Source organism: Streptomyces sp. NBC_00443 (genome assembly GCF_036014175.1).
Classification (GTDB): Bacteria; Actinomycetota; Actinomycetes; order Streptomycetales; family Streptomycetaceae; genus Streptomyces.
On record NZ_CP107917.1, the window covers coordinates 3,943,082 to 3,957,635 of the forward strand.

The 14,554-nt window shown below is 65.5% G+C and carries 11 protein-coding genes and 2 rRNA genes; 3 read left to right on the plus strand and 10 right to left on the minus strand.

The window, feature by feature from the left end; translation table 11 throughout:
- Nucleotides 1–128 precede the first annotated feature (128 nt).
- The 3 genes from OHO27_RS17545 to OHO27_RS17555 all read left to right on the plus strand — a co-directional run bounded on the left by OHO27_RS17545 (nucleotide 129) and on the right by OHO27_RS17555 (nucleotide 3,798).
- Nucleotides 129–1,049 (plus strand): HAD family hydrolase, encoded by a 921-nt coding sequence (locus OHO27_RS17545; RefSeq protein ID WP_328424979.1) that lies wholly within the window; start codon nucleotides 129–131, stop codon nucleotides 1,047–1,049.
- Nucleotides 1,050–1,530: 481 nt separating this feature from the next.
- Complete coding sequence (locus tag OHO27_RS17550; protein WP_328424981.1) at nucleotides 1,531–2,304, plus strand: ECF subfamily RNA polymerase sigma factor, BldN family; 774 nt, start codon at nucleotides 1,531–1,533, stop codon at nucleotides 2,302–2,304.
- Between the two features lie 246 nt (nucleotides 2,305–2,550).
- Nucleotides 2,551–3,798, plus strand: a complete 1,248-nt coding sequence (locus OHO27_RS17555) for a DUF5667 domain-containing protein (RefSeq protein WP_328424983.1) — start codon at nucleotides 2,551–2,553, stop codon at nucleotides 3,796–3,798.
- A 97-nt stretch (nucleotides 3,799–3,895) separates the two neighbouring features.
- On the opposite strand, the gene OHO27_RS17560 is transcribed toward OHO27_RS17555, so the two are convergent.
- The 10 genes from OHO27_RS17560 to OHO27_RS17605 form a co-directional block, all read right to left on the minus strand.
- Nucleotides 3,896–4,948 (minus strand): lysophospholipid acyltransferase family protein, encoded by a 1,053-nt coding sequence (locus OHO27_RS17560; protein WP_328424985.1) that lies wholly within the window; start codon nucleotides 4,946–4,948, stop codon nucleotides 3,896–3,898.
- A gap of 14 nt (nucleotides 4,949–4,962) precedes the next feature.
- The gene (locus OHO27_RS17565; protein WP_328424987.1) at nucleotides 4,963–6,024 is read right to left on the minus strand and encodes an NAD-dependent epimerase/dehydratase family protein; all 1,062 of its coding nucleotides are present in this window, start codon (nucleotides 6,022–6,024) and stop codon (nucleotides 4,963–4,965) included.
- 293 nt (nucleotides 6,025–6,317) lie between these two features.
- On the minus strand, nucleotides 6,318–6,416 hold the full coding sequence (locus OHO27_RS17570) for a 30S ribosomal protein bS22 (RefSeq protein ID WP_003948845.1): 99 nt from the start codon (nucleotides 6,414–6,416) through the stop codon (nucleotides 6,318–6,320).
- Between the two features lie 156 nt (nucleotides 6,417–6,572).
- Nucleotides 6,573–6,785, minus strand: coding sequence for a helix-turn-helix domain-containing protein (locus tag OHO27_RS17575; protein ID WP_004984898.1), 213 nt, complete (start codon nucleotides 6,783–6,785; stop codon nucleotides 6,573–6,575).
- 129 nt (nucleotides 6,786–6,914) lie between these two features.
- Nucleotides 6,915–7,730 carry a phosphatase gene (locus OHO27_RS17580; protein ID WP_328424989.1) on the minus strand — a complete coding sequence of 272 codons (816 nt, stop codon included), beginning with the start codon at nucleotides 7,728–7,730 and terminating at the stop codon, nucleotides 6,915–6,917.
- 250 nt (nucleotides 7,731–7,980) lie between these two features.
- Complete coding sequence (locus tag OHO27_RS17585; RefSeq protein ID WP_328424990.1) at nucleotides 7,981–9,153, minus strand: acetoin utilization protein AcuC; 1,173 nt, start codon at nucleotides 9,151–9,153, stop codon at nucleotides 7,981–7,983.
- The gene (locus OHO27_RS17590) at nucleotides 9,104–10,324 is read right to left on the minus strand and encodes an MFS transporter (RefSeq protein WP_328424992.1); all 1,221 of its coding nucleotides are present in this window, start codon (nucleotides 10,322–10,324) and stop codon (nucleotides 9,104–9,106) included. Before OHO27_RS17590 ends, OHO27_RS17585 begins: the two co-directional genes overlap by 50 nt.
- Nucleotides 10,325–10,393: 69 nt before the next feature.
- On the minus strand, nucleotides 10,394–11,059 hold the full coding sequence (locus OHO27_RS17595; RefSeq protein WP_328424994.1) for an HAD family hydrolase: 666 nt from the start codon (nucleotides 11,057–11,059) through the stop codon (nucleotides 10,394–10,396).
- A 59-nt stretch (nucleotides 11,060–11,118) separates the two neighbouring features.
- Nucleotides 11,119–11,235 (minus strand): 5S ribosomal RNA (gene rrf, locus OHO27_RS17600).
- A gap of 85 nt (nucleotides 11,236–11,320) precedes the next feature.
- Nucleotides 11,321–14,436 (minus strand): 23S ribosomal RNA (locus tag OHO27_RS17605).
- Nucleotides 14,437–14,554 lie beyond the last annotated feature (118 nt).

Genomic DNA, 14,554 nt, shown 5'->3' on the forward strand with positions numbered 1-14,554 from the left:
GCGCGGACGCCGAACGGGTGCTGACGGGTCGCATCACCACGCTGTTTAACTACGCGGTCGCGGAGAGTTCACAACCTCCAAACCTCTCGACTCCGGAAGCACCGAACAAACTGGCTATGCTCACGGTCATGGCCGCTCTTGGATGGCTCACTCCCCGTAGGCGTTCCGCCACGGCGCGGAGCGTGTTGGCTGGCGAGGCTTCGGCGGAGGCAGCGCGCAAGTCGTCGCAGGAAGCGACGGAGGTCTCCGACGTCGAGCCGGAGTTCCCGGTACTCGGCGACGAGCAGGCCGCCGCCTTCTTCGACCTGGACAACACCGTGATGCAAGGTGCTGCTCTCTTCCACTTCGGCCGGGGCCTGTACAAGCGGAAGTTCTTCGAGACACGCGACCTCGCCAGGTTCGCCTGGCAGCAGGCGTGGTTCCGGCTGGCGGGGGTCGAGGACCCGGAGCACATGCAGGACGCCCGCGACTCGGCACTGTCGATCGTGAAGGGCCACCGCGTCGCCGAGCTGACGTCGATCGGCGAGGAGATCTACGACGAGTACATGGCCGAGCGCATCTGGCCGGGCACGCGCGCACTCGCCCAGGCGCATCTGGACGCGGGCCAGAAGGTGTGGCTCGTGACGGCCGCCCCGGTCGAGATCGCCCAGGTGATCTCCCGCCGCCTCGGCCTGACGGGCGCCCTCGGCACAGTGGCCGAATCAGTGGACGGCGTCTACACCGGCAAGCTGGTCGGCGAACCGCTGCACGGCCCGGCGAAGGCGGAGGCCGTCCGCGCCCTGGCCGCCGCGGAGGGCCTGGACCTCTCCCGCTGCGCGGCCTACAGCGACTCCCACAACGACATCCCGATGCTCTCCCTCGTCGGCCACCCCTACGCCATCAACCCCGACACCAAGCTCCGCAAGCACGCCCGCAAACTGGAGTGGCGCCTACGCGACTACCGCACCGGCCGAAAGGCCGCGAAGGTCGGCATCCCGGCGGCGGCGGGCGTGGGCGCGGTGGCCGGCGGCACGGCAGCGGCAATCGCATTGCACAGACGCCGGCGCTAGCGCTCTTTCGCCTGGCTGTCTTTCGCCCGGCCGCCTTTCGACCGGCCCCGGCGCCAACGGTTTCGTCGTGGGCCGAGGACCCGTCAGGGGCACCTTTCTGCGCCGGTTCCAGGCATTCCAGCCCGTCCGGCGTTCGAGGAACGTTCAGGGGCGGCGAGTTGACCACGCCCGGGCGGCGAGCCAATCCGCACCCCCTACCCCCACAGCCCCCTGTCCAGTCCCCTTGGCTGCACACGGCCACAACACGCCCTGGAGTAAGCCGGAACACGGACGAATTCGATCAACAATCGGTCACTCTCCGGCACTTGATAGGACGTCAATCGGTTACAGAAGAGACGCAATCGATGATTTGAGCAACTGGGCGTAGCAGTGCCTGCACGAAGCGTTATTCTCCTCAGACGCAATCCGGTACCCCTCCGTCGCTACGACGGGTGAACGGTCCCGTACTGCACGTGATGGAAGCTCTGCCTCTGGGAGTCCCGTGTACCCACACGTCGGGGTTGACGCCTCGGGCCTGGCTACGCTGCGCGCAACGGTCCACAACCTGTTGCGCGGCTTCGTCCCCACCGCGTACGCCGTCCCCGTCCTCGCCGTAACCACCGTGCCCGTAGGCCCGTGCTACGCGCTCGCCGACGGCAGCGCCGCCGTCGGCAGACGCGGACGCTCGGCCGGCGCAACAACCGCCCGCCGGCCGGCCGCGGACAGCGACAGCGCTCGAATGATGGATCTCGTGGAGCGCGCGCAGGCCGGCGAAGCCGACGCGTTCGGCCGCCTCTACGACCAGTACAGCGACACCGTCTATCGCTACATCTATTACCGGGTGGGAGGTAAGGCCACCGCCGAGGACCTCACGAGCGAGACCTTTCTGCGCGCACTTCGCAGGATCGGCACCTTCACCTGGCAGGGCCGGGACTTCGGCGCCTGGCTCGTCACCATCGCCCGCAACCTCGTCGCCGACCACTTCAAGTCCAGCCGCTTCCGGCTGGAGGTGACCACCGGCGAGATGCTCGACGCCAACGAGGTCGAGCGCTCCCCGGAGGACTCCGTCCTCGAGTCCCTTTCCAACGCCGCCCTCCTCGAGGCCGTACGACGCCTCAACCCGCAACAGCAGGAGTGCGTCACCCTCCGATTCCTCCAGGGCCTCTCCGTCGCCGAGACGGCCCGCGTCATGGGCAAGAACGAGGGCGCCATCAAGACCCTCCAGTACCGCGCCGTGCGCACCCTCGCCCGGCTGCTCCCGGAAGACGCCCGCTGAGCGGCCCTACCCAACCAGCACACTCCGCTACCTTCAACTCACCCTCAGTGAAAGTCCGTTGACTTCGCGGCTCGTTCATCCTCCGTCCGTAACCCAAGTGCCAAGCCACTCGTTGTGCGGGATGCAGGCTCCCTGTGGTCACTCTCTGGCCGACTCTGATCACTCGATCGTGTGGATTCGGTCAGGGCGTGCAACCCTCAGGACCCCCTGGGGAGTCGACCGTGATGACGAGAGGAGGTGCCGCCAGTGATCGCGAACGTATCGGCGCACCGGCGGGCGAACGCCTTCGCCCAGGCCCTGGAGGAGCTGACCGACCGGGTCTCGGCGGCCGAGCAGGCCGAGCAGTGCGATGGATCGGCACCGGCACCGGCTGCTGCGGAACAGACCGAGCAAGGGCGCCTGTTGGCCCTCACCACGAGTCTGGACGAGCTGCCCAAGCCAGTGCTCGACCCGGAGGTCAAGGTCGTCCAGCGGGCCCAGCTCGTGGCCGCGATGGAGGCCATGCTGCAAGAGGGCACCGCGCAGGGCGAGGCGAGTCCCGCCCTGCCCGAACAGCGTTCGCATCGTGCACGGGGCGCGCACCGGGCGTCCCCGCTGGGCAAGCTCCGGCCGCGTTCCCGGCTGGCCAAGGGCCTGACCGCGGGCGGGCTGAGCGTGGGAGTCGCCGCGGGAGCCTTCGGCGGAGTCGCGGCCGCGAGTTCCGAGGCCCTGCCCGGTGACTCTCTCTACGGCCTCAAGCGCGGCATGGAGGACTTCAAGCTCAACGTCCTGGCCGACGGAGACGACGAGCGCGGGCGAACATATCTCGACCAGGCCTCCACCCGGCTGAGCGAGGCCCGCAGGCTGATGGAGCGTGGCCGCGGCGGACAGCTCGACCACGAGTCGGTCGGCGAGGTCCGCCGTGCCCTGTCCGGCATGCGCCACGACGCCTCGGAGGGGCACCGCCTGCTCCGTGAGGCGTACGAGCGCGACCCCGGATCCCTGGGGCCCATCCAGGCCCTCTCCGCCTTCTCACGCTCGCACCGAGCGGCGTGGGGCGTCCTGCGCGAGCGGCTTCCCCTCCAGCTCGGGGACGTCAGTGACCAGGTGTCCTCGGTCTTCGACGCCATAGACGAAGAGGTCGCCCCGCTGCAGTCCCTCCTCCCGCCGACCCCGGCACAGGGCGGCGACGGAAAGCGGCAGGGCGGTTCCGGATCGGCATCCACAGGCACGTCCGGATCCGACCGGTCGGCCCGCCCCAGCGCGGGCGGCAGCGGCTCCTCCGACGGCAACCGGTCCAGCAGCCCCAGCAAGTCGGCCGAGGGCTCCACCGGCGAGGGCGAAGGCCTGCTCGGCGGAAACACCGGCGGCCTGCTCGACCCACCGAAGGACACCGGCAGCGCCGGCGCCTCACCGTCCACGTCCACCCCGAGCACCGAACCCGCCGTCACCCTCCCACCCCTGCTCCCGGGCCTCCTGCCCGGCCTGGGCATCGACAGCGAGGACGCGAACTAGCAGCCGTAGAGCCACGACGTACGTCGGCGGGGGCGCCCCTTCTCACGAGGGGCGCCCCCGCCGACGTATCGGAAGAAGACCGATCACAAGACACCACTCAGAAGAAGACCGACCGCCGCTGCACCAGCAACTTGTACAACGTGTGCTGGATCTGCTCCCTGACCTGATCCGTCAGGTTGAACATCAGCATCGGGTCCTCAGCCGCCTCAGCCGGGTAGCCGTCCGTCGGGATCGGCTCGCCGAACTGGATCGTCCACTTGGTCGGCAACGGGACCGCACCGAGCGGACCCAGCCACGGGAAGGTCGGCGTCAGCGGGAAATACGGGAACCCCAGCAGACGGGCCAGCGTCTTCGCGTTGCCGATCATCGGGTAGATCTCCTCGGCCCCGACGATCGAGCAAGGGATGATCGGGGTACCTTGGCGCAGGGCCGTGGAGACGAAGCCGCCGCGGCCGAAGCGCTGCAGCTTGTAGCGCTCGCTGAAGGGCTTGCCGATGCCCTTGAAGCCCTCCGGCATCACGCCGACCAACTCGCCCTGCGCCAGCAGCCGCTCGGCGTCCTCGGCGCAGGCGAGGGTGTGGCCGAGCTTGCGGGCGAGTTCGTTGACCACCGGCAGCATGAAGACCAGGTCGGCCGCGAGCAGGCGCAGATGCCGGCCCTCGGGATGGTGGTCGTGCACGGCGACCTGCATCATCAGGCCGTCCAGCGGCAGCGTGCCGGAGTGGTTGGCGACGATCAGCGCGCCGCCCTCGGACGGGATGTTCTCGACACCCTTCACCTCGACCCGGAAGTAGTTCTCGTACACCGGGCGCAGCAGGGACATCAGAACCTGGTCGGTGAGCTCCTCGTCGTACCCGAAGTCGTCGACCTCGTAGTCCCCGGTGAGGCGGCGGCGCAGGAAGGCCAGGCCGCTCGCGATCCGCCGCTCCAGACCACTGTCGTCCTGGGCCTTGCGGGGCGGCTCTTCCTCACGTGTCACAGGAACATCATCCTGCGCGAAGGCCCGTCCCGGGAGGGGCTGGACCTCGCGTACCAGCGCGGATTCACCGTTCTTGCGCCGGCTCCCCGTGCTCCGCCGCCGCGAAGGCCGCTGCGCGGCGCCCCCGCGGGACCGGTCGTCGTCGAACGGAATGACCTTGGCGTCCGCCATCGTTGATGCGCTCCTCAGTTGGCGCTCTGCGTCGGGGGGTTTGCGCCGCCCAGGACGGGCAGTGCGGCGATCCGGTCGACGGCCCCCGCAAGGGCCTCCGGCGGCAGCAGGCCCGGCGCGCGGCTGCGCGCGAAGTCCGCGAAGGTCTCCGCCGTCGTGTACTTCGGCTTGAATCCGAGCGTCTCTCGCATCTGGTCCGTCGCCACCACCCGGCCGTGCGTGAGCAGCCGGATCTGCTCCGGCGAGAAGTCCGACATACCCAGCGTACGCACCAGGGAGCCCGCCCATGTCACCGCGGGAAGCAGCAGCGGCACAGTGGGGCGGCCCAGGCGCCGGGAGCACTGCGAGAGCAGCAGGGCACCGTCGCCGGCGATGTTGAAGGTGCCGCTGTTGAGCGTGCCCCGCGCCGGCTCGTGCGAGGCGATGCGCAGCACCTCGATCACGTCGTCCTCGTGGACGAACTGCAGCCGTGGGTCGTAGCCGAACACGGTCGGCAGGACCGGCAGCGAGAAGTACGAGGCGAGCGGTGTGTCCGCGGTCGGGCCGAGGATGTTGGCGAACCGCAGCACGCACACCGCGACGTCCGGCCGCCGCCGCGCGAACCCGCGGACATAGCCCTCCACCTCGACGGCGTCCTTGGCGAAGCCGCCGCTGGGCAGCGACTTGGGCGGCGTGGTCTCCGTGAAGACGGCCGGGTCGCGGGGCGCGGACCCGTAGACGTTCGTGCTGGACTTGACCACCAGCCGCTTGACGTTGGGGGACTTCTGGCAGGCGCCGAGCAGCTGCATCGTCCCGATGACGTTGGTCTCCTTGACCGTGGTCCGGCTGCCGCTGCCGAGCGCGGTTCCGGTCACGTCCATGTGTACGACGGTGTCCGCGCCGCTCTCGGCCAGCACCCGCGCGATGGTGGGCTGCCGGATGTCGGCCTGGATGAAGTCGGCACCGCCCAGATGATGCTCGGGCGGGACCGCGTCCACGGCGACCACTCGGTCCACCTGTGGGTCACGCTGGATCCGTCGTACGAACCGGCCCCCCAGTTGACGGGCCACTCCGGTCACGAGCACGACCTTGCCCAAGATCAGCGCCTTCCTTCCAGCACTCGTACCCTGCCGAGTTCCCCGTGTTCCCCGTGTGCGGCCAACTTAGCGGGTAGGTGTTGCGCTGTGATGACCGCCCAATGCATGAAGTGACGGGAATTCCTTGCGTACGACCAGACGGGCCAGGCATGCGTACAGGCATACGTACGAAGTTCGGCTCATCGCACATCCCCCTCCACGATCTCACCCACCGGCCCCCGAAAAGCGTGTGGCCCCCCACCGGATCCGGTGGGGGGCCACAAACACGCCACGCCGCTTTCGCAGCGCGCCGCTTACTTCTTGTTGCGACGCTGAACGCGCGTGCGCTTGAGCAGCTTGCGGTGCTTCTTCTTAGCCATCCGCTTGCGCCGCTTCTTGATAACAGAGCCCACGACTACCCTCGCTCACTTCTCATCACTCGGCGTTGGGCGCCATGGGCCCATACGACCTACGAGGGGCTAGCCTACCCGCCCGAGCGCTGAGGTCGTAATCGAGGGGACGAGGGGGAATCCTGCAAAGCCCTGAGGATCCCCCCTCACCCGTCACTGTCAGGCGGTTTCCACCCCCACGTAACTCTCGCGGAGGTACTCGTGAACCGCTTGCTCGGGGACGCGGAAGGACCGCCCCACCCGAATCGCGGGCAGATGACCACTGTGCACCAGCCGGTACACGGTCATCTTCGACACTCGCATCACCGAGGCGACTTCCGCCACGGTAAGGAACTGAACCTCGTTCAGAGGCCTCTCGCCAGCTGCAGCCATGACACACCTGAACCTTCCGCACTCGACGGCCACCGGCTTCCCCTTCCGGTGACTCTTCGTCGTTGCGTGCTCACTCCCCAGGGTAGGGGCGTGTGATGCGAGTGGGGAAGAGGTGCAGCCATCGGCGACCTACTGTGACAGACACGCTCGATTGAGTACGTAGCGGGTAAGCGGCAGGTAGTAATCAGACCGCACAGCGTCATCAAGTGGAACGACGGCGGACACGACCCCCTCAGCCTCCCCCACGAAGAGCGCGGGGTCATCGGTATCGGCCAGCCCAATCGCCTCAAACCCCAGCTGACCTGCCCCGCAGACCCACCCGTGATCCCCGATCACCAGCTCCGGCAACGGCCCGCCGGCCTCCGCCGCGGCAGCCAGCGCGGTACGAACCGGGAGCGGTGAGTGCGTGTGTGCGCCGGGCTCACAACCGGGGCGAGAGAGGTCGGGTTCCCGCACCAACGCGACTCCTCGTACGTAGGCAAGGTTGTACGTGCGTAGGCCGAACCGGGTCGTTATGTCGACACAGTGACCATGCGCCGGGGTGAGAACGGCACATCCCGCCGCCGACAACGCGTCCGCCAAGGCGGCGTAGAACCCGAGCAGTCGATGCGGATGCCCGGTACCGAGCAGCACGGGCGCGTTGCGCTGGGCGGCAGCAGCGACCCGATCGGCGAAGGCATCCAGAGCGGTCAAAGTCCGCTCCGGATCGATCACATCCAGTCCAGATACACATGCCGGATCGGCCGAAACCCCGCACCTGTCCGCCATCAACGCAATCAAATCCCGCTGCCGCCAACTCCCCGCAGGATCAAGCCCAATAACCACACGCGGATCACGAGCCGCGAACAGCCGATAACTCCGCAGACTCACCTCCCGAGAAGTAGCCACGACCCCGGCCAGCCGAGCATCCAGAAGATGGGCACGAAGCGCTCCGCGACTCACCACGAGAGCGATGGTGACCGACGAAACGGGAGGGGGGCGGAGGAACGGGGAAAGGCCGCACAGTTGGGCTAACGCCGGACGGGCCTCTCGACGCCGGTCCAGGCAAAGTCAGCCCGTCTGGGGGTGCCCCCTCTGGTGGAGTTTGAGGACGAGGCCGTTCAGGCCGACAGCGGGGGTCTGGGGGCGGCAGCCCCAGGGACGGGACGGGTAGGGGCGGGTAGGGGCGGCGGGGGCGAAAACTCACCCCACCCACCTACGGCAACAACCCCCGCAACGGAAACACCGCCCGCCGAGTAGCCAACACCGCCTGATCCAACCGATCCGCGGGGTCGTACCCCGCCTCCCAGTCCCCCCAGGAAATGGGCCACCGCCCATCAGTCATCCGCGCCGGCCCCAACTGCCGAGTCCGCGCAAAGACTTCCTGCCGCCACCCCTCCGGAATCATCGCCTCAGGCTCAATCGCCCGCCCCGCAGCAATCCCCACCAGATGAGTCCACGACCGCGGCACAACCTCCACCACCGCATATCCGCCCCCACCCAGCGCAACCCACTTCCCATCGGCGTACTCGTGCGCCAGCTCATGACAGGCCACCTGCACAGCCCGCTGCGCATCCAGCGAAACGGCGAGATGCGCCAGCGGATCCTCGAAGTGCGTGTCAGCCCCATGCTGAGTGACCAGCACCTGCGGCCGAAAGTCACCGATCAACTCCGGCACGACGGCATGGAACGCCCGCAACCACCCCGCGTCCCCGGTCCCGGCCGGCAACGCCACGTTCACGGCAGACCCCTCAGCCGCCTCCGCACCCGTCTCCTCCGGCCACCCGGTCTGCGGAAACAACGTACGAGGATGCTCGTGCAACGAAATCGTCAGCACCCGCGGATCTTCCCAGAACGCCGCCTGCACCCCGTCCCCATGATGCACGTCGACATCGATGTACGCGACCCGCTCGGCCCCCAGCTCCAGCAGCCGGGCAATGGCCAGTGAAGCGTCGTTGTAGATACAGAAACCCGACGCGCCCCCGGGCATCGCATGGTGCAGCCCACCCGCGAAGTTCACCGCATGCAGCGCCTCGCCCCGCCACACGGCCTCCGCCGCCCCCACCGACTGCCCGGCGATGAGCGCCGACACCTCATGCATCCCGGCGAATGCCGGATCATCCAGCGTCCCGAGCCCGTACGACTGATCCGCCGCCGCCGGATTCGCCGAGGCCGCCTTCACGGCCTCGATGTAGTCCTCCCGATGCACCAGGCGCAGAGTCGACTCCCCGGCCGGCTGCGCCGAGACGACGTCCACGTCCTTGTCCAGCCCGAAGGCATCGACGAGTCTCCGGGTCAGCGCGAGCCGGACCGGGTCCATCGGATGGTCCCGGCCGAAGTCATAGCCCGTTACTGCCTCGTCCCACATCAGCTGTGCTCGGCCGCTCATGCCCGCCACCGTATCGGTCCGGTTGAGCGGCGAACGAACGGGCGTACACAAGCGTCACCAGCACCAACACCATCGGCACAAGCATCGCCCCGCGATAGTTCCAGGCATCGCCCAGTGCACCCACCAAAGGCGAACCGATCAAAAACCCCACGTAATTGAACACATTGAGCCGTGCAACGGCCGTATCAGAAGCCCCCGGGAACAGCCGCCCGGCCGCCGCGAAAGTCTGCGGCACCAGCACGCACAACCCCAGCCCGAGCAGTGTGAACCCCAGCATCCCCACCCACGCCCCCGGCGCCCCGGCCACCACCGCGAACCCGACCGCCGCCACGACCGCCCCCATCCGGACGACCGCGACAGCCCCGAACCGCCGCACCCCGAAGTCCCCGATGGTCCGCCCCAGCAGCGTGGTGACCATATAGACGTTGTACGGCACGGTCGCCATCTGCTCCGAGCTCCCCAGCACGTCCTGGAGATACTTCGCGCTCCAGTTGGAGACGGTCGAGTCGCCGATATACGCGAAGGTCATCACCAGACACAGCGGCAGCAGCATCTTGAACACCACGGGCCCGCCCTCACCCGCTTCCTCCGCCACGGCGCCGCCCCCGCCGCTCGCCCCGTCGACGTACCACCGACTCCCCACCAGCGCGGCCGGCAACAGCACCACGACAACCGGCAGATACGACACGACCAGCGCCAGATCCCAGTGCGCTCCCACCCAGGCCAACGAGGCCCCGACGATCCCGCCCAGGCTGTACACGGCATGGAAGCTGAGCATGATGCTGCGCCCGTACGACCGCTGCAGGCTCACCCCGAGCATGTTCATCGAGGCATCGAGCGCTCCCACGGCCAGCCCGAACGCGGCCAGAGCGAGCCCCAGCTCGACCATCCGCTCCCCCGCACCGACCCCGAGCAGCGCCAGGAGCACGACGGGCTGGGACCACCGCAACACCCGGCTCGGCGGTATCCGTTTCACCAGCCGCTCGGTCGTCACACTCCCGACGCCGGCCAGAATCGGTACGGCGGCGAGAAAGGCGGGCAGCAGCGCGTCAGAGACCCCGTACCGGTCCTGGATGGCCGGGATCCGGGTCACGAGCAGGGCAAAGGCAACTCCCTGAGCGAAGAAGCCGAACGCCAACGAGGCCCTACCGCGCCGCAGCACATCAGTCATGGCGGCGAGCGTAAAGCCCCGGGGTACTGGTGGGTAGATCCAGCCAAAGATGAATTTCCCTCAAGTTTGCTAGGCGTCGCGCACGCCGTGCAACACCAGCAGGTCGGCCAACTCCCCCATGTCGGCGAAGAGTCGACTGGCCTGGGCCAACTTCGCAGCGGGCGTCATCGCGGTGAACCCGTACACGTCCATCCCCGCCGCCACGGCAGCCTCCACCCCCAGCGGGCTGTCCTCGACAACGACACAGCGCTCCGGCGAGACCCCCATACGCTCGGCCGCGTACAGAAACAGATCCGGCGCCGGCTTCCCCCGCCCCACGTCCTGCGAACTGAAGATCCGCCCCTCATCGAAGAACCGATCGAGCCCCGTCGTCCGATGCCCCACGCGAATCCGGTCATGACTCCCGGACGACGCCACGCAGTACGGCACACCGTCCCCACCAAGCTTCTCGAGCACGTCGGCCGCGCCGGCCACCGCCTTCAGCTCCCGCTCGAAGGCGGCGAACACCCGCGCATGGAAGACGTCATCAAAGTCCCCGGGAAGCCGCTGCCCTGTCCGCTCCAGCACCAACTCATGAATCCGATGCATGGCGGAGCCCATGTAGTCCCGAATGGATTCCTCGTACGAGGTCGGATGCCCCAACTCGGTGAGGTACGCGGCGAGCATCCGGTTGGAAATGGGCTCGCTGTCGACGAGCACACCGTCGTTGTCGAAGATGACGAGGTCATAGCGCATACGTTGACCCTAAACGCAGAAAGGCCCACACCATAAGGTGTGGGCCTTTCTCACAATTTGTTCGGCGGCGTCCTACTCTCCCACAGGGTCCCCCCTGCAGTACCATCGGCGCTGTAAGGCTTAGCTTCCGGGTTCGAAATGTAACCGGGCGTTTCCCTCACGCTATAACCACCGAAACACTATGAAACTGTCAGCCGCACCGTATGTGGCCATACGGGGCTGTTCGTGGTTTCAGAACCAACACAGTGGACGCGAGCATCTATGGACAAGCCCTCGGCCTATTAGTACCGGTCACCTCCACACGTTACCGTGCTTCCAGATCCGGCCTATCAACCCAGTCGTCTACTGGGAGCCTTACCCCATCAAGTGGGTGGGAATACTCATCTCGAAGCAGGCTTCCCGCTTAGATGCTTTCAGCGGTTATCCCTCCCGAACGTAGCCAACCAGCCATGCCCTTGGCAGAACAACTGGCACACCAGAGGTTCGTCCGTCCCGGTCCTCTCGTACTAGGGACAGCCCTTCTCAATATTCCTGCGCGCGCAGCGGATAGGGACCGAACTGTCTCACGACGTTCTAAACCCAGCTCGCGTACCGCTTTAATGGGCGAACAGCCCAACCCTTGGGACCGACTCCAGCCCCAGGATGCGACGAGCCGACATCGAGGTGCCAAACCATCCCGTCGATATGGACTCTTGGGGAAGATCAGCCTGTTATCCCCGGGGTACCTTTTATCCGTTGAGCGACGGCGCTTCCACAAGCCACCGCCGGATCACTAGTCCCGACTTTCGTCCCTGCTCGACCCGTCGGTCTCACAGTCAAGCTCCCTTGTGCACTTACACTCAACACCTGATTGCCAACCAGGCTGAGGGAACCTTTGGGCGCCTCCGTTACTCTTTAGGAGGCAACCGCCCCAGTTAAACTACCCATCAGACACTGTCCCTGATCCGGATCACGGACCCAGGTTAGACATCCAGCACGACCAGAGTGGTATTTCAACGATGACTCCCCTGAACTGGCGTCCAGAGTTCACAGTCTCCCACCTATCCTACACAAGCCGAACCGAACACCAATATCAAACTGTAGTAAAGGTCCCGGGGTCTTTCCGTCCTGCTGCGCGAAACGAGCATCTTTACTCGTAGTGCAATTTCACCGGGCCTATGGTTGAGACAGTCGAGAAGTCGTTACGCCATTCGTGCAGGTCGGAACTTACCCGACAAGGAATTTCGCTACCTTAGGATGGTTATAGTTACCACCGCCGTTTACTGGCGCTTAAGTTCTCAGCTTCGCCAGGACGAATCCTGACTAACCGGTCCCCTTAACGTTCCAGCACCGGGCAGGCGTCAGTCCGTATACATCGCCTTACGGCTTCGCACGGACCTGTGTTTTTAGTAAACAGTCGCTTCTCGCTGGTCTCTGCGGCCACCCCCAGCTCACCGAGTAAATCGGATCACCGGTGATGGCCCCCCTTCTCCCGAAGTTACGGGGGCATTTTGCCGAGTTCCTTAACCATAGTTCACCCGAACGCCTCGGTATTCTCTACCTGACCACCTGAGTCGGTTTAGGGTACGGGCCGCCATGAAACTCGCTAGAGGCTTTTCTCGACAGCATAGGATCATCCACTTCACCACAATCGGCTCGGCATCAGGTCTCAGCCTCATGTGCGACGGATTTACCTATCGCACGGCCTACACCCTTACCCCGGGACAACCACCGCCCGGGCTGGACTACCTTCCTGCGTCACCCCATCACTCACCTACTACAGGTCTGGTCCGTCGGCTCCACCACTCCCCTTTGCCCGAAGGCTCCAGGGCGGCTTCACGGACTTAGCATCGCCTGGTTCAATGTTTGACGCTTCACAGCGGGTACCGGAATATCAACCGGTTATCCATCGACTACGCCTGTCGGCCTCGCCTTAGGTCCCGACTTACCCTGGGCAGATCAGCTTGACCCAGGAACCCTTAGTCAATCGGCGCACACGTTTCTCACGTGTGAATCGCTACTCATGCCTGCATTCTCACTCGTGAACCGTCCACCACTGCCTTCCGGCGCGGCTTCACCCGGCACACGACGCTCCCCTACCCATCACAGCCGCCGTTGGGCGTATTGCTGCAATGACACGACTTCGGCGGTACGCTTGAGCCCCGCTACATTGTCGGCGCGGAATCACTAGACCAGTGAGCTATTACGCACTCTTTCAAGGGTGGCTGCTTCTAAGCCAACCTCCTGGTTGTCTCTGCGACTCCACATCCTTTCCCACTTAGCGTACGCTTAGGGGCCTTAGTCGATGCTCTGGGCTGTTTCCCTCTCGACCATGGAGCTTATCCCCCACAGTCTCACTGCCGCGCTCTCACTTACCGGCATTCGGAGTTTGGCTAAGGTCAGTAACCCGGTAGGGCCCATCGCCTATCCAGTGCTCTACCTCCGGCAAGAAACACACGACGCTGCACCTAAATGCATTTCGGGGAGAACCAGCTATCACGGAGTTTGATTGGCCTTTCACCCCTAACCACAGGTCATCCCCCAGGTTTTCAACCCTGGTGGGTTCGGTCCTCCACGAAGTCTTACCTCCGCTTCAACCTGCCCATGGCTAGATCACTCCGCTTCGGGTCTTGAGCGCGCTACTGAACCGCCCTATTCGGACTCGCTTTCGCTACGGCTTCCCCACACGGGTTAACCTCGCAACACACCGCAAACTCGCAGGCTCATTCTTCAAAAGGCACGCAGTCACGAGAATGTGCAAGCACATTCCGACGCTCCCACGGCTTGTAGGCACACGGTTTCAGGTACTATTTCACTCCCTCCCGGGGTACTTTTCACCATTCCCTCACGGTACTATCCGCTATCGGTCACCAGGGAATATTTAGGCTTAGCGGGTGGTCCCGCCAGATTCACACGGGATTTCTCGGGCCCCGTGCTACTTGGGTGTCTCTCAAACGAGCCGCTGATGTTTCGACTACGGGGGTCTTACCCTCTACGCCGGACCTTTCGCATGTCCTTCGCCTACATCAACGGTTTCTGACTCGCCTCACAGCCGGCAGACTGTGAAAGAGAGATCCCACAACCCCGCATACGCAACCCCTGCCGGGTCTCACACGTATACGGTTTAGCCTCATCCGGTTTCGCTCGCCACTACTCCCGGAATCACGGTTGTTTTCTCTTCCTGCGGGTACTGAGATGTTTCACTTCCCCGCGTTCCCTCCACTTGCCCTATGTGTTCAGGCAAGGGTGACAGCCCATGACGACTGCCGGGTTTCCCCATTCGGAAACCCCCGGATCAAAGCCTGGTTGACGACTCCCCGGGGACTATCGTGGCCTCCCACGTCCTTCATCGGTTCCTGGTACCAAGGCATCCACCGTGCGCCCTTAAAAACTTGGCCACAGATGCTCGCGTCCACTGTGCAGTTCTCAAACAACGACCAGTACACCGTCACACACCCCTTAACAGGAGTGCTTCACCGGCGCCGGCAACCGAAGCACAACCTCACGGCCGGTACT